This is a genomic window from Rhizobium sp. TRM96647 (genome assembly GCF_025780115.1).
GTDB lineage: Bacteria > Pseudomonadota > Alphaproteobacteria > Rhizobiales > Rhizobiaceae > Mycoplana.
In genome coordinates this window covers 558646-581418 of record NZ_JAOXHF010000003.1, presented here as the reverse complement: position 1 = coordinate 581418, position 22773 = coordinate 558646, and the positions used below count along the sequence as shown (strand labels likewise).

At 62.8% G+C, this 22773-nt stretch carries 18 protein-coding genes; 9 read left to right on the top strand and 9 right to left on the bottom strand.

Translation table 11 applies throughout. The annotated features are described in order from the left end of the window. Positions 1-333: 333 nt before the first annotated feature. The 8 genes from OCK02_RS08530 to OCK02_RS08495 all read right to left on the bottom strand — a co-directional run bounded on the left by OCK02_RS08530 (position 334) and on the right by OCK02_RS08495 (position 9141). Entirely contained in the window at positions 334-966 is a 633-nt protein-coding gene (locus OCK02_RS08530; RefSeq protein ID WP_263812661.1) for an SRPBCC family protein, read from the bottom strand. A gap of 2 nt (positions 967-968) precedes the next feature. Continuing rightward, entirely contained in the window at positions 969-1799 is an 831-nt protein-coding gene (locus OCK02_RS08525) for an XdhC family protein (RefSeq protein ID WP_263812660.1), read from the bottom strand. Between the two features lie 2 nt (positions 1800-1801). After that, entirely contained in the window at positions 1802-2989 is a 1188-nt protein-coding gene (locus OCK02_RS08520; protein WP_263812659.1) for a vWA domain-containing protein, read from the bottom strand. A 1-nt stretch (position 2990) separates the two neighbouring features. Next, positions 2991-3872, bottom strand: a complete 882-nt coding sequence (locus OCK02_RS08515) for an AAA family ATPase (RefSeq protein WP_263812658.1) — start codon at positions 3870-3872, stop codon at positions 2991-2993. A gap of 14 nt (positions 3873-3886) precedes the next feature. Continuing rightward, the gene (locus tag OCK02_RS08510; protein ID WP_263812657.1) at positions 3887-6316 is read right to left on the bottom strand and encodes an aerobic carbon-monoxide dehydrogenase large subunit; all 2430 of its coding nucleotides are present in this window, start codon (positions 6314-6316) and stop codon (positions 3887-3889) included. Beyond that, positions 6313-6813 carry a (2Fe-2S)-binding protein gene (locus tag OCK02_RS08505; RefSeq protein ID WP_230802633.1) on the bottom strand — a complete coding sequence of 167 codons (501 nt, stop codon included), beginning with the start codon at positions 6811-6813 and terminating at the stop codon, positions 6313-6315. The genes OCK02_RS08510 and OCK02_RS08505 overlap by 4 nt, the downstream gene beginning before the upstream one ends. 10 nt (positions 6814-6823) lie before the next feature. Next, positions 6824-7690, bottom strand: a complete 867-nt coding sequence (locus OCK02_RS08500) for an FAD binding domain-containing protein (protein ID WP_263812656.1) — start codon at positions 7688-7690, stop codon at positions 6824-6826. A 179-nt stretch (positions 7691-7869) separates the two neighbouring features. After that, positions 7870-9141: an MHYT domain-containing protein gene (locus OCK02_RS08495; protein ID WP_263812655.1), complete on the bottom strand. Its 1272-nt coding sequence runs from the start codon at positions 9139-9141 to the stop codon at positions 7870-7872. A gap of 463 nt (positions 9142-9604) precedes the next feature. Between OCK02_RS08495 and OCK02_RS08490 the strand changes: the two genes are divergently transcribed. From OCK02_RS08490 to OCK02_RS08450, 9 genes are all read left to right on the top strand, one after another. Then, complete coding sequence (locus OCK02_RS08490; protein ID WP_263812654.1) at positions 9605-10633, top strand: substrate-binding domain-containing protein; 1029 nt, start codon at positions 9605-9607, stop codon at positions 10631-10633. A gap of 193 nt (positions 10634-10826) precedes the next feature. Then, complete coding sequence (locus tag OCK02_RS08485; protein WP_263812653.1) at positions 10827-12353, top strand: sugar ABC transporter ATP-binding protein; 1527 nt, start codon at positions 10827-10829, stop codon at positions 12351-12353. Between the two features lie 16 nt (positions 12354-12369). Further along, positions 12370-13359, top strand: coding sequence for an ABC transporter permease (locus OCK02_RS08480; RefSeq protein WP_263812652.1), 990 nt, complete (start codon positions 12370-12372; stop codon positions 13357-13359). A gap of 1 nt (position 13360) precedes the next feature. Beyond that, positions 13361-14362, top strand: coding sequence for a sugar-binding transcriptional regulator (locus OCK02_RS08475; protein ID WP_263812651.1), 1002 nt, complete (start codon positions 13361-13363; stop codon positions 14360-14362). Continuing rightward, the gene (locus OCK02_RS08470) at positions 14359-15354 is read left to right on the top strand and encodes an aldo/keto reductase (protein ID WP_263812650.1); all 996 of its coding nucleotides are present in this window, start codon (positions 14359-14361) and stop codon (positions 15352-15354) included. Before OCK02_RS08475 ends, OCK02_RS08470 begins: the two co-directional genes overlap by 4 nt. Positions 15355-15366: 12 nt before the next feature. Beyond that, the gene (locus OCK02_RS08465) at positions 15367-17115 is read left to right on the top strand and encodes a glycerol-3-phosphate dehydrogenase/oxidase (RefSeq protein ID WP_263812649.1); all 1749 of its coding nucleotides are present in this window, start codon (positions 15367-15369) and stop codon (positions 17113-17115) included. Beyond that, complete coding sequence (locus OCK02_RS08460; RefSeq protein ID WP_263812648.1) at positions 17088-17930, top strand: class I fructose-bisphosphate aldolase; 843 nt, start codon at positions 17088-17090, stop codon at positions 17928-17930. The genes OCK02_RS08465 and OCK02_RS08460 overlap by 28 nt, the downstream gene beginning before the upstream one ends. 241 nt (positions 17931-18171) lie before the next feature. Continuing rightward, positions 18172-19701 (top strand): FGGY-family carbohydrate kinase, encoded by a 1530-nt coding sequence (locus tag OCK02_RS08455; protein ID WP_263812647.1) that lies wholly within the window; start codon positions 18172-18174, stop codon positions 19699-19701. Positions 19702-19703: 2 nt separating this feature from the next. Further along, positions 19704-21323, top strand: a complete 1620-nt coding sequence (locus OCK02_RS08450; protein WP_263812684.1) for a GMC family oxidoreductase — start codon at positions 19704-19706, stop codon at positions 21321-21323. Between the two features lie 237 nt (positions 21324-21560). Here the strand turns inward: OCK02_RS08450 and OCK02_RS08445 are convergent, their stop codons facing one another. Then, complete coding sequence (locus OCK02_RS08445) at positions 21561-22772, bottom strand: four-carbon acid sugar kinase family protein (RefSeq protein ID WP_263812646.1); 1212 nt, start codon at positions 22770-22772, stop codon at positions 21561-21563. Position 22773: the final 1 nt, after the last annotated feature.

Below are 22773 nucleotides of genomic sequence, written 5' to 3'. Positions count from 1 at the left end.
CGGGGTGGAGCAGCCCGGTAGCTCGTCAGGCTCATAACCTGAAGGCCGCAGGTTCAAATCCTGCCCCCGCAACCAAATTCTTGGAACAGTTTCAACAAGAAAGCCCTCCCATCGTGGAGGGCTTTCTTGCGTTTGGAGCTTAAAGCATGCTGCTTTCATATCGAAGCTGACCTGAGCCCCTTGTTCCCTCCAGCCTCCGGGAGAGTCTATGGTATTCCATCTGGCCTAAAGCGGCCCGATTTTCCGTAGCTATTTTCGCGGCGAATTCTGTGGGCGTGATGTTGCCCAGCGATGAGTCTGGGCGTTGTCTATCCCATTAGCGCAATTGACGACTCATATAACCGGGCGCGAGCTGCAGATCGAAAATGCCGCAGTGTCGACCGGCAAATGATGTCGGTCCAAGAGGCAGCAGATCCCTTGGCTGAAGGCAAAGAGCAGGAGGGCCGTCGTGCTGGCGCCGAGCAACCGGCCAACCCAGCCCTTCTTCTCGACGGGACCATCCTCTAGGGGCTGCGGTTGTCCCTGTGTAGCCCCGACGATATCGCCGAACTTCGCGAAGAATTCACCTGCGAGCTTCTTGGCCGTGCTATCGATCAGGCGGCTGCCCATTTGTGCCAGCTTCCCGCCAATCTCCGCATCGACGGTGTAGTGGAGTATGGTCGCGTCGCCGTCGGGCTCAAGCGTCACCTTGGCGCCGCCCTTGGCAAAGCCGGCCATCCCCCCCGAACCTTCGCCGGAAATCGTGTAGCCGTTCGGCGGGTCGAGATCGGAAAGCGTTACCTTGCCGGAAAAGCTCGCCTTTACCGGACCGATGCGCAAGGTCACCTTGGCGACCATCTCGGTATCGGAGGTTTTTTCGATTTGTTCGCATCCAGGAATGCATTGGCGCAGAACATCGACTTCGTTGAGGGCGGCGTAGACCGCTTCGCGTGAGGCAGCAATGCGCTGCGAGCCGCTCATATCCATAGTCATTCTCCCTTTGAAACCGTACGTTGGCCGCGCCGGCGAACGGCGATCATTTCGGCGACAATCGAAAGTGCAATTTCATCCGGCGTGATTGCGCCAAGATCCAGCCCTGCAGGAGAGCGGATGGCATCAATTGCACCGACATCGATGCCCGCGCCGTCAAGATCGCGGCGAAGGGCGGCGAACTTCCTGCGTGAACCCACGAACCCGATATACTGCGTGGGCGCGTTGACGGCCGCCTTCAGCGCCACCGCATCGCCGCGGCCCTGGGTGGCGATGACAATGAACCCGTGTGCCGTGCCGTTAGCCGGCAAGGTCAACCCGTCGATCAATCGATCCGGCTCGCCAAAGGACGCATGATCGGTGGCCGTGGCGCAGACGGTGACGAAGAAGCCGAGGCGGCGGGCGATATCGGCCAATGCCACAGCCACGGGCGAAGCGCCGAGAATGATCAGATCCGGGCGCGGCAACACCGGTTCCACGAAAACATCCATCGTGCCCTGGCTCGGGCACATATTGCGGGCATAGACGATACCGTCGCGCACGTCGCCCGGAGCAACGTGCTGGACTTCCAGCAGGTCTTCTGGCTGGACGCGGACGAGGCGTGGCTGACCGTCCTGGATCGCTTCACTTGCCGCCTTCACCACGGCGCTGCGCGCGCAGCCGCCGCCGATCCAGCCACCGGAAATCCGCCCGTCTGCCAGAACCACCGCCTTGGCGCCCGCCTTGGCCGCCGTGACCGATACGGTACGTACCACGGTGGCGACGGCAAAGGGTTCGCCGCGGGCCTTGGTTTCGCTCACCAGATCGAGAATATCGGAAGGGGCCTGCATGGTCAGATCCTCGCCAGATAGGGTTCAAGTGCTTCCAGGCTTTCGAGATTATGGGCTGGAGCGAAGAGATCGATGAACGGGAGTGCCGCCTTCATACCGGCCGCCTCCGGTGCATAGTCCTGCCAGCCGATCATCGGGTTCAGCCACGCGATCCGCCGGCAGCGGCGCCGAAGCGCCCTCATCTCGGTGCCCAGTATTTCCGCAGGACCCGTGTCGTAACCGTCAGAAACGATCATGACGCAGGTGCGCGAATGAATGCAGCGCTTGGCGTGCCAGCGGTTGAAGGTGGAAAGGCTCTCGCCGATGCGGGTGCCTCCGCCGGTACCTTCTGCCATCAGCGACATTCGCTCCACCGCGCGCTGCGGATCCCGTTCTCGCAACGCCGGCGAGACGTGGATGAGGCGCGTATGAAAAACAAAGGCTTCGGCCTGACGAAAAGCATCGAGCACGCCATGCATGAAACGAAGGAACACCGCCGAATAAAGGCTCATGGAACCCGACGCGTCGAGCAATACGACCAGCCGCAGCGGCTTTTCCTTGCGCCTGCGGAACACCGGTTCCATCGGCGTGCCGCCGTGGGAAATGCTCTTGTGAATGGTACGCCGCAAATTTAGCCGTCCGCCTTTTTGCGCTGAGCGCGTTCGCCGCGTAATCCGGGCCTGCATGCCTTTTGCCAGACGCTCCGCCAGTTCGTGCGCCCTCGCGAGATCTTCGGGCTGCGTCAGATGACGGAAATCCGTCTGGCTCAGAAGCTCCGAGCTGGAGGCGCCTTCGCGCCTCGAGCGACCGGTATCCGCCGTTTTGATGTCCTCGCCACGCTGCACATGGTCTGCAGTCCGGTTGTCGCCAAGTCCGAGGGTGCCGGGCGCGGCGGACTGCAGGCCTGCCGGCGCTTTCTGGGGCGCGCCCGACAGGCGCGTTGCGGATTTCATGCCGCGCCGCAGCCAGTAGGCGTCGAAAATCTCGTCGAATTTCTGCCAGTCCGACTGGCCGCTGCAAAAGAGCGCGCGCCATGCGGGACGAAGGCGGGAGGGACGCACCGAGGCCGCTCCGCTGAGGATCACCAGCGCATCGCGTGTCTCGGCAAGGCCAGCAACGAAGCCGTTAAGGCGGAGCGTGGCCACGAAGCCGTTGAGCTTTTCGCGCATGGCCGCACCGAGCTCCGTGGTTGCGATTTCGGCCGTCCGCATCTCAGGCCACCTTGCCAAGCAGCCGGTCGGAGACCTGCCGCGTCATTCCTGCCTTGTCTTCTGCCGTCTTGACCAGGCACATCAGGGTCGCATGGACTGCTTCTGGCTCGTCGCGCAGGTGGCGAATGTCGAGGCCGGCAAGCGTTGCGGCCCAGTCCAGCGTCTCCGCCACACCGGGCGCCTTACGCAGTTCCTCCTTGCGGATCAGGCTCACCATGGTGGCGATCTGCAGTGAGAGGGCTGCGTCGATGCCAGGCAGACGCGACAGGATGATCCGTGCCTCGTGATCCACATCCGGATAATCGACATAGTGGTAGAGGCAGCGGCGGCGTAGCGCATCCGACAGTTCGCGTGTGCCGTTCGAGGTCAGGATGACGCGCGGGATGGTCGTTGCCGTTATCGTTCCGAGCTCGGGAATCGAAACCTGAAAGTCGGAAAGAAGCTCCAGCAGAAAGGCTTCGAACTCCTCATCGGCGCGGTCGACCTCGTCGATCAGGAGAACCGGCGCCTTGGTCTGCCGGATGGCCGCGAGAAGCGGCCGTTCGAGGAGATATTTTTCCGAGAAGATTTGCGCCTCGACCTCGTCCGCATCCGCCCCCTCGCGCGCCTTGATGGCGAGCAACTGGCGCTGATAGTTCCACTCGTAGAGCGCCGTGCTCTGGTCCAGGCCTTCGTAGCATTGCAGCCGGATCAGCCTGGTATCGTTGGAAAGAGCAAGCGCACGGGCGACCTCGGTCTTGCCGACGCCCGCTTCGCCTTCCAGCAGAAGCGGACGCGACAGGCTGCCCATCAGCCAGAGCGCTGTCGCAAGGTCGCGATCGGGAATGTACCCGACCGAAGCCATTTGCGCGGCGATCTCCTCCTGCGGAAGCGTAACGGCCATCGCTGTCTTCCCACTTATGCGTGCAGGCCGAGCCGCTCGCCGACCTTCCAGAGACGCCAGGCATCGTGCGGCATCTGGATGTTCCCGGCACCGAGGAACGCATAGGCATCGTTGACTGCGTTGGAGAAACACGGAACGCCGCCGACATGTGGGCTTTCGCCTACGCCTTTGGCTCCGATCGGATGATGCGGAGACGGGGTCACGGTGAAGTCCGTCTCCCATTTCGGCGTCTCGACCGCGGTCGGCAGGAAGAAGTCCATGAAGGACGCTCCCATGACGTTGCCCATCTCGTCGTAGCGGATCTCCTGGCCCATTGCGCAGGCAAAGGCCTCCGTCAATCCGCCATGCACCTGGCCTTCGATGATCATCGGATTGATGCGGGTGCCGCAATCGTCGAGCGCATAGAACCGCCTGGTCTTGGCGACCCCGGTGTCGACATCGATGTCCATGATGCAGAAGTAGGCGCCGAACGGGTAGGTCATGTTCGGTGGCTCATAGTAGTTCACCGCCTCGAGGCCGGGCTCCATGTTGGGAGGCGGAGCGTTGTAGGCAGACCAGGCGATCTCCTTCATCGTCTTGAATTTTTCCGGCAGGCCTTTGACCCGAAAGCGATCGATGTCCCACTCCAGATCGCCCTCGTGCACCTCAAGCATGTGCGCTGCGATCATCTGCGCCTTGGCTTTGATCTTGCGGGCGGCGACCGCGGTGGCAGCGCCGGCCACCGGCGTCGAGCGCGAGCCGTAGGTACCGAGGCCGTATGGCGCGGTATCGGTGTTTCCTTCCTCGATCATGATGTCGTCAGCGGGAATGCCGAGTTCGGTCGCGATGATCTGGGCATAGGTGGTCTCATGCCCTTGCCCCTGGCTCTTGGTGCCCATGCGGGCGATCACGGAGCCGGTCGGATGAATGCGGATTTCGGCCGAGTCGAACATTGCAACGCCGAGAATGTCGCAGTTCTTGGCGGGGCCCGCGCCGACGATCTCCGTGAAGAAGGAAATCCCGATGCCCATCAGTTCCCGTGTCTCGCCACGCTTGAAGGCTTCGCGCTTTTCCGCCTGTTCTGCGCGCAACTGGCTGTAGCCGATGGTGTCCATCGCCTTCTGCATCGCCACATGATAGTTGCCGCTGTCATATTCCCAGCCCAGCGCCGACTGGTAGGGAAACTGCTCGGCCCTGATGAAATTCTTCATCCGCAATTCGGCCGAATCCATGCCGAGCTTTTGCGCCAGCACCTCGATGGCGCGCTCGATGGCGAACACTGCCTCAGTCACCCGGAACGAGCAGCGGTAGGCCACGCCGCCCGAGGCCTTGTTGGTGTAGACGCCGTCCACCACCAGATGCGCCACGGGAATGTCGTAGGAGCCGGTGCAGATGTTCATGAAGCCGGCCGGCCATTTGGACGGGTCGGCGCAGGCGTCGAAGGCGCCGTGGTCGGCCAGCACATGCACGCGCATGCCGACGATCTTGCCCTCCTTCGTCGCGGCGAGTTCCGTGGTCATGTGATAGTCGCGGGCAAAGGATGTGGTGGAGAGGTTCTCCATCCGGTCTTCCACCCATTTGACCGGAACGCCGAGCACGATCGAACCCACGACGGAGCAGACATAGCCGGCATAGGCGCCGACCTTGTTGCCGAAACCGCCGCCGATGTCGGGTGCGATGACGTGGATCTTGTGTTCGGGCAGACCGGAGATCAGCGACACGACGGTTCGGATGACATGCGGCGCCTGGAATGTGCCCCAGAGCGTCAGTTCGCCCTTCACCTTGTCGAAGGATGCCACCGACTGGCAGGTCTCCAGCGGCGAGGGATGAGTTCGATGATCAACGAGCATCTCCTTGATCGTCACATCGGCCTTCGCAAACACGTCGTCCGTCGCCTGCTTGTCGCCGATCTGCCATTCGAAGATGTGGTTGGGGTGCTTGCGCGGCCCGTGCGCACCGGTCATCTTGTCCTTGATGTCTTCGCGCAGGATCGGCGCGTCGGGCAGCATCGACCTGAACGGATCAACGATGCATGGCAGGGCCTCGTATTCGACATCGACCAACTCGGTGGCGTCCGAAGCGATGTAGCGATCCTCCGCGATTACGAAGGCCACTTCCTGGTTCTGGAACAGGACTTTTTCTTCCGCCAGGACGGCCTGAACGTCACCCGCCAGCGTCGGCATGTAATGAAGGCCGAGCGGCTTCAGGTCGGCTGCGGTCAATACAGCAATGACGCCCGGCAGCGCTTTCGCGCGCGAGGTGTCGATCGAGACGATACGGGCATGGGCGTGCGGAGAGCGGACGAAATCGCCAAAAACCATGCCCGGCAATTTAAGATCATCGACATAGGAGCCCTTGCCCTGCGTGAAGCGGATGTCTTCGACGCGCTTGCGCTTGCATCCCATGCCCTGCAGTTTTTCGGCGCGCTCAGCGCGATCCAGGTCGATCTTGACTTGCTCGTTCATTCTGCCGCCTCCTGGAATGGAGTTCCGTTAATCTTGGCGGCCGCATACTGGATGGCCCTGACGATGTTGACGTAGCCCGTGCAGCGACAGAGGTTTCCGGCTATCCCGTGGCGGATCTCGTCCTCGGAAGGATCAGGGTTCTCCTGCAACAACCGGTGCGCGCGCACGATCATCCCCGGCGTACAGTAGCCACACTGCAGGCCGTGCATCATGCGGAAGCCTTCCTGCAACGCGCTCAGCGTGCCGTCCGCATTGGCGATGCCTTCGATCGTGGTGATGCTGGCGCCGTCCGCCTGGACGGCGAAGGTCATGCAGCTCTTTACCGACATGTCGTCCATGTCGACGGTGCAGGCGCCGCAGTGGCCGGTGTCGCAGCCGATATGGGCGCCGGTCAGGTTCTGCTGCTCGCGCAGGAAATGGATCAGCAGGGTGCGCGGCTCCACAAGCGCTTCGACGACCTTGCCGTTGATCGTGACTTTGATGTGCGATTTGGTCATCTTGTCTTCCTCAAGCCTTGGCGCGGGACCGGGCCCGCTCGAGCGCGCGGCGCAGCATGACGCCGGCCATCTTGGTGCGATAGTCCGCCGGGCCGCGCATGTCGGAGGCGGGATCGGTGATCGCTTCGGCGGCTGCGACTGCGCTTGCGATGGAACCTTCGTCGAGCTTTGTGCCGACGAGCAGGCGCCCCGCTTCTTCCGCCCACAGTGGGGTTTCGGCAACATTGGTGAGGCCGATCGATGCGCTCGTGCAGGTATCGCCAGCCATGGTGATCATCACTGCCGCTGCCGCCGTCGCATAGTCGCCGACCTTGCGCTTGAGTTTCTCATAGGCATAGCCGTGGCCCGGTGCTGGAATGGGAATGCGAACCGCAGTCAGGATCTCGCCGGCAGCCAGTACGGTTTCATAGGCACCGAGGTAGAAATTGCGCGCCGCGACTTCACGGGTTCCCTCGTTGCCCGTCAGCGCGTAACGGGCGTTCAGACACTGCATCAGCGCAGGCATGTCATTGCCGGGATCACCGTTGGCACAGTTACCGCCGATCGTACCCTTGTAGCGGATTTGCGGGTCGGCAATCATCAGCGACGTCTCGCGAACGATCGGCACCAGCTCGGAGAGAAGCGAAGAGCCTATAAGGCTGTGCTGAGTCGTCATCGCACCGATGACGACATCGCCATCCGAGCGCTCGATCCCGTTCAGACCTTCGATGCCCGTAAGGTCGACAAGATGTTCCGGAGATGCAAGCCGTGTCTTCATCAGGGGGATGAGACTGTGACCGCCCGCCAGCGGGCGCGCGTCTTCACCCAGTTCGATCAGCAGCGCGACAGCGCTGTCGATCGTCGTCGGGCGATGGTAGGCGAATGTCCCAGGTATCATGATGCCGCTCCTCCCAAAGCGCCGTCGTCCATGGCCAGCGGTGGTGTCTCCTCGGTCACCACACCCGCTGTGGCAACGAGGACGTCATCGGCATTGCATGACAAGCACAACCACACCAAACGCACCGATATGCACGAAATGCATGCTCGGCGCGCACGAACTGCGACAGCAGGGTTGACCTAAGTCTGGGGTTGGTCGGTTGGATTGGCGGCCTTGAAGGCTGCGAGCTCCTGGCGCAACGCGACCATGCGCGCGCGGCTCACCGGCACTGTCCGTCGCACTGGCGTATCGAGTTCCGCAACGCCGGCATCGCCCGCCTTCTTGATCCGTATGACGAAATCCAGATTGACGATGTAACTGCGATGGGTCCTGAAGAAGGTGGTCTTTTGCAACCGATTGTCGATATCGGTAATCGAAAGGGGACAGAACAGATCGTCGCGACCGTTGAAGATGTAGGTGTAGTGCGCGTTCGAATGGACCGAGGCGATTTCATCGGCCGCGATCTGAAAGCGGTTGCCATTCTTCTCGATCGGCAGGAGGTCGATGGCTGAACCGTTTGTTACTGTGGGGGCCAGTCCCTCGCCAAGGTCGCGTTCTCCGCGTGTCGCGGTCGCTTCCCGCGGCGTCGCGACCGAAACGGCGGACGTCCATCCTGCGTCGCCCTTCGCATCGTTCGCGTCGGTCGGAATGAGCGCGAGCATGAAGACCGCGGAGATGGAACAGGCTATCACGCTGACAATGATGGCCAGCATGTCGCTGGAAATGACGGACTTCACTGTCGTCACATCTGACCCGGCTACATGCATGGTCGTTCCGGCCATCGCTGCATAGTGCATGCCCGAGACGGCGCAGCCCAGCACAACTGCACAGAGAAAGAGTGGCGGTCGCCGGTCGGCGGAGAATGCCAGCCAGAGGGCCAGGCCCGATGCTGCAATGGCGATCGCGACGCTTGCCAGCACGTAGGCCGGATCGTGGCTCAAATGCGCGACGGAATGGATCGCCACCATGCCGACATAGTGCATCGTGACGATTCCAAGCCCCATGGCGATTGCGGCCAGAACCAGCAGGCGTTGGGAGCGCAGGCTCGCCAGATAGATGGCGATTCCGGTCACCAGGCCACACACGAAAAATGACAGAAGTGTCGGCAGGACGGCATAATCGATCGTGATGGCCGTAGTGATTGCCAGCATGCCGATGAAATGCATGCTCCAGATACCGACTGCGAGCGTTGTTGCCGAACCGGCGATCAGCAGGCGTCGCCGATTTGCGAAGGCGCCGGGAATGAGGATCGCCAGGCTGATGCCGACATATCCGGCCTGGATCGCCACCAGGATCGACAACACAACAAGGACCAGATTGTAGCTGAAGGAAGCGGCCATTTCATTCATGCTGTCGATACCAAGCCCTTCAAAGCATGACGGCCGCTCATGTCGGGACACGAGCGGATCCAAGTCTTAGCGCCTACGCCAAAGAGCGGTAAACCTCCCCGGTCATGCACCCAACATAACCACGGTCAGTGTAGCGACATTCTCGGCGCTTTGTCGAGAAGCCTGAAATCTGAGAAAGCTGTAGATCTTCTCTACAGGTTACACTGCGGCCAACGGGAATGAGCCCGACTGGCACGGGGCGTGAGTATAGCGCTATCTGTGGCTCCTCACAGGTCGCGCTCACTCCATGCCGAGACGGTCGACCGTTGAAAGCGGTTCGATCCGTCGGCAGCTTGCAATGAATTATGTCTGCCTTCATGCAGCTGTGAAATATATTTCAGTATATGAATTATATTGACAGTCATTTCATCTTCGCCTTTATTGGTCTCATCGGACTTCAAGGAGGAAGTCCGGCTTCAACACGCTCAGCGGCGTCCACCAAACGCCCTCAGGTTATTGGGAGGGGCTTCGGCCTCGAGGAGGAGTCTTGCGCAAATTTATCAGCTCGACCGCCATGGCGGTTCTTGCCACAACACTTTTTGCCGGCACGGCATCTGCGGAAACGGACAATCCGTTCCGCTGTAAGCCGGGCGAAAAATACGTCATGAACGTCATGGTCTCGGGCGTGGAATACTGGTTCCCTGTCTACGAGATGTTCAAGCAGGCCGGCCAGCAGTTCGGCTGCGAGACGGAATATACCGGCACGCCGGAATATGACGTCAACAAGCAGATCGCCACCTTCGACCAGGCATTGGCCCAGAGCCCGGCTGGCATCCTCGTCCATCCGATGAACTCCGATCCGTTCATCGAGCCGATCAACCGCGCCATCGAGCAGGGGACGGCCGTCGTCACGTTTGCGGCCGACTCGCCGCTTTCCAAACGGGTCTCGTTCATCACCTCCGACAACACCCGCGAGGGCATCTATGCGGCCGACGCAATCGCCGAGAAGCTGGGTGGCAAGGGCGAATACGCGGTTCTGGAAAATCCGGGCCAGGACAACCACGACAAGCGCATCGCCGCCTTCATCGGCCGTATGGAAGAGAAGTGGCCGGACATGAAACTCGTCGGTCGCGCCGCTTCCAACCAGGACCCGACCAAGGCTTATCAGGGCCTTTCGAGCATAATCCAGGCCAATCCGGGTCTCGGTGCGGTCTTCATGCCGGAGGCGAACTCGGCGATCGGCGCATCGCAGGCCTCCAAGGAAAACGGCGGCAAGGTTCTCGTCATGTGCGCCGACGTCAATGCCAACATCCTCGACATGATCAAGGCTGGCGAAGTCTTCGGCTCGATCAACCCCAACCAGGGCATGCAGGGCTACATGGGCTTCATGCTGTTGTGGCTTGCCAAGCATCCGGAGCTGATCGACCCGATGAACGACGCCAAGCGTTCGGGCTTCAATCCGATGAGCATCCCGGTGGTCGATAATGGTCTGTCGATCGTCACTGCCGAAAATGCCGACGACTTCTATTGGGACAAGTACCTGAAGCGCCGCGGCACGAAGGGCATCGAGGAGTAGGGTCATTGGCCTTGCCCCCTCTCGTGGGGGCAGATGATGGCCTGGCGGGTCGGGTGAGGGGATGGTTGGCTCTGAGCTTGCCGCACTATCCCCTCTCATCCCCTCGTAGTTCGGCGCCTCTCCCCAAGGGGAGAGGCGGCAGATTTTCGCAGCCGCCTCGATCGAGGACCGGTCTTGAACAGGGAAAATGTCGATGGCGGAGCCGGTGCTCACCATTCATGGCGTAAGCAAGCATTTCGCGGCGATTCGGGCGCTGACGGATGTCGACTTCACGCTCGAGCGCGGCGAGGTCCATGCGCTCTGCGGCGAAAACGGCGCGGGCAAGTCAACGCTGATGAACATCATCGCCGGCGTGCTGCAGCCGACCGAAGGCGAAATCCGTGTCGGTGGAACACCCGTCCGCATGACGTCACCCGCTGCCGCACAGGCACTCGGCATTGGTCTGGTGCATCAGGAAATCGCGCTCTGCCCTGATGCGACGGTGGCGGAGAACATGTTCATGGCTGCGACCAATCGGCGCCGTTCTCCTTTCATGAACTACCGCGCCCTGGAGCGTGATGCGCAGGCGGTGATGAACCGGCTGGCTGCCATCGATGTCCGCCAGAAGGTCGCCGACCTGCCGATTTCCAGCCAGCAGCTCGTCGAGATCGCCAAGGCGCTGACGCTCGACTGCCGCGTTCTCATTCTGGACGAGCCGACCGCGGCCCTTACCGAGACCGAGGCGCAGCGGCTCTTCTCCATCATCCGTGATCTCAAGGCGAACGGCATTTCGATCATCTATATCAGCCACCGCATGGCCGAGATCTTCAGCCTCTGCGACCGAGTGACCGTTTTTCGTGACGGTCGTTATGTCTGCACCGAGAAGATCGCCGAGGTGACGGCCGACGACGTGGTGCGACGCATGGTTGGGCGTGAGATCACCCAGCTCTATCCGGGAAAGCTTAGCGTCGAGGATGCTTCCGGCGAAACCATCCTGGAAGTCGACGGCCTCGGCGATGGTGCTCGTTTCCACGACATCAGCTTCAACCTGCGACGGGGCGAGATCCTCGGTATCGGCGGGCTCATCGGCTCGGGCCGCACGGAGATCGCTGAAGGTATTTGCGGGCTTCGTGCACACACAGCCGGCGAGGTGCGCCTGCATGGCAAGTCGCAGGCGATCCGTGCCTACGCGGATGCTGTCAAGGCGGGCATCGTCTACCTGTCGGAGGACCGCAAGGGGTCGGGCATCTTCCTGGAAATGTCGATCGCGCAGAATATCTCGGTGCTGAACCTCAAGGCGCTCACCAACCATGCGGGCCTGCTGAACGCCCGCGCCGAAGCGGCCTTTGCCGAGGATTTCGCGCGGCGGCTTGGCGTACGCATGGGCGGTGTCGAGGCGCCGGTGAAGTCGCTGTCCGGCGGCAACCAGCAGAAAGTGGCGATTGCCAAGCAGCTTGCGGTGAAACCCAAGGTGATTTTGATGGATGAGCCGACGCGCGGGATCGATGTCGGCGCCAAGACCGAAATCCACCGGCTGCTGCGCGATCTCGCGCGCTCGGGCATCGGCATCGTCGTCATCTCGTCGGAACTGTCGGAGCTGCTCGGGCTCTGCGATCGTGTGCTGGTCGTCCGGGAGGGCCGTATCGCGGGCGAACTTGGCCCGGAAGACATGACGGAGGAGGCCGTGATCCGCCTGGCATCGGGGATCATTGCGACAAGGACGGCAGATCATGCCGCGTAAGGAGGGAGAGACGGGAATGGCACTCGACACGTTGGCGGAGGACATGCCGAAAACCGGGCACTGGAAACGCATCGGCACCATGCGCGAAGCGGGGCTGATCGCGATCATCCTGGCGCTCTGCGTGATCATGAGTTTTGCCTCGCCGCACTTCCTCACGCTCGGCAATTTCCGCGCCATGCTGATGAGCTTTTCGGTGGAAGGCATCGTCGTCGTGGGCATGACGATCCTTCTGATCGTCGGTGGCATCGATCTTGCGGTCGGCTCGGTCGTCTGTTTTGCGATGGTGCTGTCGGGGTCGCTGTTCCTGGCCGGGCTCGATCCATGGACGGCCTCGCTGATCGGCATCCTTGCCAGCGGCGTCATCGGGGCGATCATGGGGTTCTTCGTGACCGTAGTGGGGCTCAGCCACTTCATCACCTCGCTTGCCGGCATGGTGATCGTGCGCGGTCTCTGCCTGGTCATCACCAAGGGCACGCCGCTCTCGCTCTTCACCTTGCCGGCCGGCTTCAAGGCCGTCGGGCAGGGCACGTTCTACGGCGTGCCCTATGTGATCCTGATCTTCGTCGCTGTCGTCATTCTGTTCGATTTCCTGCTGCGCCGGGCAGCGGCCTTCCGCAAGGTCTTCTATACCGGCAGCAACGAGAAGGCGGCGCTCTATTCCGGCATCCGCACCAACCAGGTGAAGTTCTGGGTAACGGTTCTCTGCTCCACGCTCGCAGGCGTCGCAGGCGTCATCTACATGTCTCGTTTCGGCGCCGCGACGCCCACCTTCGGCGTCGGCATGGAGCTGAACATCATCGCCGCAGCCGTCATCGGAGGGGCCTCGCTGAACGGCGGCTCAGGCACGATCTTCGGCGCCATCCTCGGTATCGCGCTGCTCTCGGTGGTCACCTCTTCGCTGATCCTGCTCGATGTGTCGGTCTATTGGCAGGACATGATCAAAGGCTGCATTCTGCTCGCTGCCGTCTCCATCGACCATCTCCTGCACAAGCGGAAGGCCGCCTGATATGCCGATTGCCAAACTGAAACCCAGGACGACAGCACCGCGTGAGGAAATCGTGATCGCGCGGCAGATGCACCAGGCACTCGTGCTGCATTTCCTAGAAGGTTTGACGCAGGCGCAGATCGCCGATCAGCTCGGTATCTCGCATGCCACCGTCAACCGGCTGATCAAGCGCGGCCGCCAGCTGGGTCTCGTCGAAATCAAGATCAAGTCGCCGGTCGAACCGCTGGTGGATATGGAGGAACGCCTGCTGGCGCTGGGCGGCATCACCCGCGCCGTCGTGGTGCCGACCGTTTCCGACAACCCGCAGACCGCATTGCAGGCGGTCGGCGAGGCTGCGGCCCGACTGCTGATCGAGGAAATCGCTGATGGTGATACGATCTGCATCACCGGCGGCAAGGGTGTGAGCGCCGTCGTTGCCGGCCTGCAGCCCGCCCGCCGCTTCGATGTCGAGGTGATACCGGCGACCGGCTGCGTGCAGGGCAAGCACTATACGGATGTCAACCACGTCTCCACCCTGATGGCAGACCGGTTCGGAGGCCGCTCTTACCAGATCCATGCACCCCTCTTTGCCGACGATGCCGAACAGCGGCGCATGCTGATGAACATGCGTTCTGTCGCCGATGTCTTCAAACGGGCGCGCGAGGCGAGGGTTGCCGTCGTCGGCATCGGGTCGATCCTGAGTTCGGATTCGACCTATTACGATCTGCATCCATCCTCCAGCACCGACCGGTCGGCCATCGAGCATTCCGGCGCGAGTGCCGAACTGCTGGCCCATCTGCTGGATCGCGAAGGCCGGGTCTGCGACTACAGCCTCAATCGCGTACTGGTTTCTCTGACGCTGGACGAATTCGCCTCGATCCCAACCAAGATCGGCGTGGCGAGCGGCCTCAACAAGGCCGGCTCCATCCTGAGCGTCCTGCGTGGCAACCACCTCGATACGCTCGTCACCGACGAGGCGACCGGGGCGCGCATTCTTGAAATAGCGGAAGGGATTTCGGCATGAGCGGCGAACAGTTGATCCGCGAAATCGGGCGCTCCGGCGTCAAGGCGTCGGCCGTAGGGCTCGGCACCTGGGCGATCGGCGGCTGGATGTGGGGCGGAACCGACGAGGCGCAATCCGTCGCCGCCATTCAGGCGTCGCTTGAAGCCGGCGTCAACCTCATCGACACGGCTCCGGCCTATGGTCTCGGCCGCTCGGAGGAGATCGTTGGCAAGGCGATTGCCGGCCGCCGCGACAAGGCCGTCATCGCCACCAAATGCGGCCTTGTCTGGCACACCCGGAAGGGGAAGCATTTCTTCGATCAGGACGGCAAGCCGGTGCACCGCTATCTCGGGCGCGATTCGATCATCCATGAAGTCGAGGAAAGTCTGCGGCGGCTCGGCACGGATTATATCGATCTTTACATCACCCACTGGCAGGACGCGACGACGCCGATTGAGGAGACGATGCGGGCGCTGGAGGAGCTGAAGACGGCCGGCAAGATCCGCGCCATCGGCGCCAGCAATGTCGATCGCTCCGAGTTGCAGCAATACATCGAAACCGGATCGCTCGATGCGATCCAGGAGCGGTTCAGCATGATCGATCGTCAGATCGAGGCGGACCTGCTGCCGCTCACTGTTGAAAGCGGCGTATCGACGCTCAGCTATTCCTCGCTGGCGCTCGGCCTGCTCTCCGGTGCCATCGGGCCGGAGCGCATCTTTTCCGGCGACGACCAGCGCAAGGACAATCCGCGTTTCTCCGTCGCCAACCGTGAGAAGGCGAAGGATTTTTCCGACGCGATCAGTCCGGTTGCGGAGCGGCACGGGGCCAGTATCGCACAGGTGGTGATCGCCTGGACGCTGGCGCAGCCGGGCGTGACCTTTGCGCTATGTGGCGCGCGCAATACGGCGCAGGCGCTCGACAATGCGCGGGCCGGAACGCTCAGGCTTTCTGCAGACGATCTTTCGGCCATCGATGCGGCGCTGGCTGCGAAACTGGCCAACATGGACGGATAACAGGCTGTCATCATGAACCGTGAAGAGACATTGGATGGGCTTCGCAAAAGCCCGAAGGTGGACGTGTGCGTCCTCGGTGGCGGCATCAACGGGCTCAGCGTTTTCCGTGAGCTCGCGCTGCAGGGCGTGAACGTGCTTCTCGTCGAAAAGGGCGACTATTGCTCGGGCGCCAGTGCTGCGCTGTCGCGCATGGTGCATGGCGGCCTGCGCTATCTCGAAAACGGCGAGTTCAGCCTTGTCAGGGAATCGTTGGTGGAGCGCGACCGTTTGCTGCGCAATGCGCCGCATTACGTCGCGCCGCTGCCGACCACGGTTCCGATCTTCGATGTCTTTTCAGGGCTCGGCAACGGCATCGTTCGCTTCCTCGGCCTCACCCGCCGCCCGAGCCGCCGTGGCGCCGTCGCCATCAAGGCGGGGCTCGGCATCTATGATTTCCTCACCCGCAAGCGCGGGCTGATGCCGAAGCATCAGTTTCGCGGCCGCCGCAGCACGCTTGCCAAATGGCCGGCGCTCAATCCGACGATCCGGAGCGCCGTCACCTATTACGACGCCTGGGTGAGCCACCCCGAGCGCATCGGCATCGAGCTTCTGCGTGACGGGCTCTCCGCCGGGCCGAATGCAGCCGGCCTGAATTACGCCACGGTCGAGCAGGCCCCGGCCGGAGGTTTCCTGCTGCGCGACGGGGTTTCCGGCGAGGTGCTGACGATTAGGCCGTCCCTCATCATCAACGCCACCGGCGGCTGGATCGACATCGCCAATGCGTCTCTCTTTCCTGACGGGGATCGCCCCGCACCGCTGATGGGCGGCACCAAGGGTTCCCATCTGATCATCGACCATCCCGGCCTGCGCGACATGCTCGATGGCCACATGATCTATTATGAGAACGAGGATGGGCGCATCTGCATCCTATTCCCCTATCTCGGCAAGGTGCTCGTCGGATCGACCGACATCCGGGTGGATGATCCCGGCGCAGTGCGCTGCGAGGCGGACGAGCGGGACTATATCCTGCAATCGCTGGCCTTCGTGCTCCCGGGCATTTCCATCCGGCCGGAGCAGATCGTCTTCCAGTTTGCAGGCGTGCGGCCGCTGCCCGCCAGCAACGACAGTTTTACCGGCCGCATTCCACGCGATCATTTCTGCACGATGTTCGAAGGTCGAGATGGCGGGCCGCCGGTACTCTGCATGATCGGCGGCAAGTGGACGACCTTCCGCTCCTTCGGCGCGCTTGCCGCCGATATGGCGCTGGAACGGCTCGGCCTGCCTCGCCGGCTGGACACGGCTGAGCGAACCTTGGGGGGAGGGCGCGGCTTTCCCGATGATCCCGGCGACTGGCTGCGGCGGCTTTCGGCCGCGATGGGCCTTGCCATGGATCGCGCCGCCACGCTTTTCACGCGTTATGGCACCGATGCCGCCGAGATCGCCCGCTTCATGTCCGCGGGTGCGGATCATGCCTTGCCCCATGCCGGCTATAGTGCCCGCGAGCTCATCCATCTCATCCGCCACGAGGCGGTCGAGCATCTGGATGATCTGCTCCTACGGCGCACCACGCTGGCCATCAGCGGCGAGCTTTCCCTTGAAATGACCGATGCGACGCTTGCTGTGCTCGCGACCGAGAAGAACTGGCCGCCGCCGCGCGCGACAGAAGAGCGCGCCCGTTTTCTGACCCTCCTGAACGACCGCCACGGTGTTTCGGAGGAAACCCTTTCCGCAAGGAACGAACAAAGGAGCGAACTATGCGAGACATCAACAAGGTCCGGATGAACCGGCTGTTCGGCAACGGCCGTTGCCTGGACGTGGCGATCGATCATGGCGTCTGCAACGAGCCGTCCTTCCTCGACGGGCTGGAAAACATGCCGGCCGTCCTGAAGGCGTTGGTCGACGCGAAGCCTGATGCGATCCAGATGAATTACGGTCAGGCCGACTTGCTCCAGGATCTGCCCGGCAGGGACAAGCCGGCGCTTGTCATGCGCATTGATATGGGAAATCCCTACAACCGCATCCGTCATCGGGATATGTGGGCCGTCTTGCAGAACGAGGCCGAACCGCTGATCGGTGCACTGCAGATGGATGCGGCCTGCGTCGTCGTCAATCTCTTCATGCTGCCGGACGAGCCCGATCTCTTCCGCCAGTGCGTCCAGAACATTGCCCGCGTTCGTGCCGATTGCGGGAAATACGGCATGCCGCTGATGATCGAGCCGCTGGTGATGCAGCCGGTGACGGAGCGCGGCGGCTATATGGTCGATGGCGATGCGGACAAGATCGTGACCCTGACGCGGCTTGCCCGCGAGATGGGCGCCGATATCGTCAAGGCCGACCCGACGACCAACCCGGAGGATTTTCACCGCGTGGTCGAGGCGGCGCGCTGCCCGGTGCTGGTGCGCGGCGGCGGCAAGGAAGACCTGTCCGCCGTCTTCGCCAAATCCGCTGCCCTGATGCGGCAAGGCGCGATGGGCATGGTCTATGGGCGCAATATCTACCAGCATGCCAACCCGAGCGCCGTCGTGCGCGGTCTGATGGCGATCATCCACGAGGGCCAGAGCGGCGAGGAAGCATTTGCCAGATATCGGCTGGGGTAATCGGTGGATGCAGCCTCACCCCCCTCTGTCAGCTTTGCTGACATCTCCCCCTCAAGGGGGGAGATCGGAAGCACGAAGTTAGCCCCAGTCAATCTCCCCCCTTGAGGGGGAGATGCCCGACAGGGCAGAGGGGGGTATGGGGCTATCCGCTCGGAGAGGACCGCTGGGGAGAAGAGGAGCCAACCGCTAGGCTTCGCTCCGAAATCGCGCAAGACTATCAGAACCTTGGGAGGGGTTCGGAATGGAGAAATATCTGTTGGGGCTCGATGCCGGAAACACCGTTATCAAAGCCGTGATCTTCGATCTCAAGGGCCGGGAGGTGGCTTATGCGGGGGAGGAGTGCCGCAGCCGCATGCCGTGCCCCGGCCATGTGGAGCGCGATCTCGACGAACTCTGGTCCAATGCAAAAAGGGTGATCCGTTCCTGCCTCGACAAGGCGGGCATTGCGGCTGAGGATATCGCGGCCATCGGCTGCGCCGGTCATGGCAATGGGCTCTATGCGCTTGATCGTGATGGACTGCCGCTTCTTGGCATCCAGTCGCTCGATACGCGCGCGACCGGGCTTGTCGAGGAATGGGCGGCCGAAGGCGTCGGCGACCGCACGGCACCGATTGCCCGCCAGCGTCCCTGGCCCTCCCAGACGCCGACGCTGCTCGCCTGGCTGAAACGCCACCGTCCCGAGCTCTTCCATCGCATCGGCACGGTGTTCTTCTCCAAGGACTTCGTCGTCAACCGGCTGACCGGAAACCGTATCAGCGAGGTCTCCGACATGTCCGGCGCCGGCCTGCTCGATCTCGTCGCCCGCCGCTATGACGGGACGCTGATGGCCGCCTATGGCCTTGCCGACAGCATGCACATGCTGCCTCCGCTGATCGAAAGCGCTGACATCGCCGGCTATGTGACGCAAGAGGTGGCGGCTGAAACCGGGCTTGCGGCGGGCACGCCAGTTGTCGGCGGGCTGTTCGATGTCGTGGCCTCGGCGCTCGGATCGGGCGTGTCGCGCACCGGCACCGCCTCGATCATCGCCGGCACCTGGAGCATCAACCAGGTGATCGTCGATGGTCCCGATCTCAGTGGCCCTGTCTTCATGTCCTCCACCTTCGACCGCAGCCGCTACATGGCGATGGAAAACAGCGCGACCTCGGCGGCCAATCTCGAATGGCTGGTCAGGGAATTTTTCGAGGGCGAGCATCAGGAGGGCGTTTCGCCCTTCGATACGGCCTGCGCCCTTGCCGCGGCCGTCACGCCGGCGGCGGACGATCCGCTCTATCATCCCTATCTCTACGGCGCCCAGCAGGACGGCCACGCGCGGGCCGGCTTCTATGGCGTGGCCGGCTGGCACACCAAGGGGCATCTGATCCGGGCGCTTCTGGAAGGCGTCGCCTTCGGCCATCGCCAGCATATCGAGACCATCCGCAAGGCAGGCGCGACCTTCGAGGAGGCCGTACTCTCCGGCGGCGGTTCGCGCAGCAGACTCTGGCCGCAGATTTTTGCCGATGTTCTGGATGTTCCCGTCACCGTTGCGGTGTCGCGGGAAACCGGGGCGCTCGGCGCCGCGATCGCGGCCGGGGCGGGTGTCGGGCTGTTTGCCGATTTCAGCGAAGGCGCCACCGCCATGGTGCGCACCGATCGGCATTATCGGCCTGATGGCGCGCTTTCCCCCCACTACGATCGCCGATATGGACTTTACAAGGATATCACCGAGGCGATGACGCCCCTTTGGCGGCGGCTTTCGGAGGCGCAAAGCCTAGCGACTGGAGTTGCAGCGTGACCATGACCGTGAGTGAGACGCCGGTGGATGAAGGCCGCTACGATTTCATCATCGTCGGCGCGGGTTCGGCCGGCTGCGTGCTGGCAAACCGGCTCTCGGCCGATCCGAAAAACCGGGTACTGCTGCTCGAGGCCGGTGGTTCGGATCGGTATCATTGGGTGCATGTGCCGATAGGCTATCTCTACTGCATGGGAAATCCGCGCACCGACTGGATGATGAAGACTGCGGCCGAGCCCGGGCTCAATGGCCGCGCGCTCAACTATCCGCGCGGAAAGGTGCTCGGCGGCTGCTCCTCGATCAACGGCATGATCTACATGCGCGGGCAGGCGGCGGATTACGAAGGCTGGCGGCAGGCGGGCAATGCCGGCTGGGGCTGGGATGACGTGCTGCCATTCTTCTTGAAATCGGAAGACAATTATCGCGGCAAATCGACCATGCACGGCGCCGGCGGCGAGTGGCGCGTCGAACGGCAGCGGCTGTCCTGGCCGATCCTCGATGCCTTCCGCGATGCGGCCGAGGAACTCGGTATCCGCAAGACCGACGATTTCAACGGCGGCGACAACGAAGGCTCAGGCTATTTCGAGGTCAATCAGAAGGGTGGGCTGCGCTGGAACACCACGAAAGCCTTTCTGCGTCCGGCGATGAAGCGGCAGAACCTGCGGGTGCTGACGGGCGCGGAGACCGAGCGGCTGGAATTCGATGGCAAGGCCGTGTCCGGCGTGCGCTTTCGCCTGAACGGGCGAACCTGCATCGCGCGCGCCGCCCGCGAGGTGGTGCTGTCGGCTGGCGCGATCAATTCGCCCAAGATCCTGGAGCTCTCGGGCGTCGGGCGGCCGGAGGTGCTGTCGGCGCTTGGCATCCCTGTTCACCACCAACTGCAGGGCGTCGGCGAGAACCTGCAGGATCATCTGCAGATCCGCACGGTCTTCAGGATCGAGGGCGCGCAGACACTGAACCAGCTCTACCACAACCTTTTCAGCCGGGCAGGCATGGGGCTGCAATACGCGATCAGCCGCTCCGGCCCGCTTTCCATGGCCCCGAGCCAGCTCGGCATCTTTGCCAGGAGCGATCCCGCCGTCGCGACCGCCGATCTCGAATATCACGTCCAGCCGCTCAGCACAGACAGGCTCGGCGAGCCGCTGCATCGCTATCCGGCTGTCACAGTCTCGGTCTGCAATCTCCGGCCGGAGAGCCGCGGCACGGTGCACGTCACGACGAAGGATGTCTCTATGGCCCCGGAGATCCGCCCCAACTATCTCTCGACGCCGGGCGACAGGCCGCTGGCGGCAAAGTCCATCCGCCATGCCCGCAGCCTGATGGAGACGAAGGCGATCGCGCGCTTCCGTCCGCAGGAGATGTTGCCGGGCCGGGAATATCAGAGCGATGACGAGGTGATCCGCCGTGCCGGCGACATCGCCACAACGATCTTCCATCCTGTCGGCACCTGCAGGATGGGAAGCGATCCGATGGCGGTGGTGGATGCAGAGCTGCGCGTGCACGGGCTTGAGAAGCTGCGCGTCGTCGATGCGTCGATCATGCCGACAATCGTGTCCGGCAATACCAATTCCCCGGTGATCATGATCGCCGAAAAGGCGGCGGAGATGGTGTTGAGGACGCAGTAGCCGGACGATATTGTCTCCCATCCGACTAGACATCCGGAAGCATCCAAAAGTGCCCCGGATATTCAAGTTCGGCCTTGTGCCAGGGTCAACGTGCCGCGCACATCTGTCGAATTGCAGGTCTTTTTTTGTAAGTCTCTGTGGACTCAGGCCCCTGCAACCAAAGTGATCGAACAAACCCCGTCGCATACGCGACGGAGTTTTGCGTTTCCGGGATGCGGAAAACAACGGAGACGGGAGCTACCGTGGGAACCGCGCCGCGAAGCGTTCGAAGAGGTCGGCTGTGCCGACCTGTCCGCCTTTCAGCAGGAGGACGGTTCCGTCGAGAGGGCTTCCGGCCGCGTGGCCCCGGCAGATGGCGACGCCCGGGCCCGCACGCTCGACGAACGAAAGGCTTCGGAACCCGAGCTGTTTTACGAGCACGCTGGAGGTATCGCCGCCGGCCACAGCGATGTCCGCGACACGGCATCGGCTCAGGATCGCGCCGGTGAGGTGCGCCAGCCGATCGGACAGTGCCGCCGGCGGCGCGCCATAGTCCAGATCCGGCTGCAGATGGACCATCACATTCGCACCGGCCTCGATCCGCCTGGCGCATCGACCTGCAAGATCTTCCGGATGCCCGAGGTCGTCACGCTGGAGCGCGAAACGTTCATAGCTGTCGGCCGCCGCCACCTGAGCGGCCGTCGTGGACGACCGGCTGCCGGCGACGGCGAGGATCGGGCCACGTTCCCATGCGGCCGGGACCGTGTCCGGCTCAGCCGGCGGTACCGCGGGAACGAGCGCTTCGGCCACGCTGCTGGCGCCGACAAGGAGCAGGGGAGCCACCCGGTCGTCGATTTCCGCCAGCCGCCTGCCCAGGCGGTCGATGTCCGACTGCTCGATCGTGTCGACCAGGGTCCGGTCCGTCTTCAGGGCGGCATCCAGCGTTTTGCGGTCCGTCAGGGAAAGGCCTTCGAGGCCCTGCCTTGCCAGGTGAACTCGCAGGTCGGCCTCGTCCATGGGCGTGACGGGGTGGCGGCTCATGACGGGGTGCCGGTCTATCCGGTATATCTCGCCGTCCGGCGCGCGGGCGAACAGCGTTCCGAAGAGGCAGTAGCGTCCAAGGCTCGGCTGGCCGCCGACCACGATCGTCCGGGACGGCGCGAGGACTGCTTCGAGCGTCTTTACGGCGGCGCCGATGCTGCCGATATGTAGCGCCGAATCGAAGGTGGAGCAGACCTTGTAGTGGACGAAGCGCGGTGAGAGCGCGCGGAGAGCAGGCGCCAGCGCGCCCAGACGCGCAGCTGTCTCCTCGGGCGGTCGGGCCCTCAGATCCGTCGCCATGCCCACGGCATCGAGGTCTGCGGTTTCCTCGACCTTCGGCGGATCGAGAAACAGGCGCGCCCTGGCGCCGCGCTCGGACAGCGTCGCCAGCGTGTCGGACGCACCCGTGAAGTCGTCGCCGATGAACACG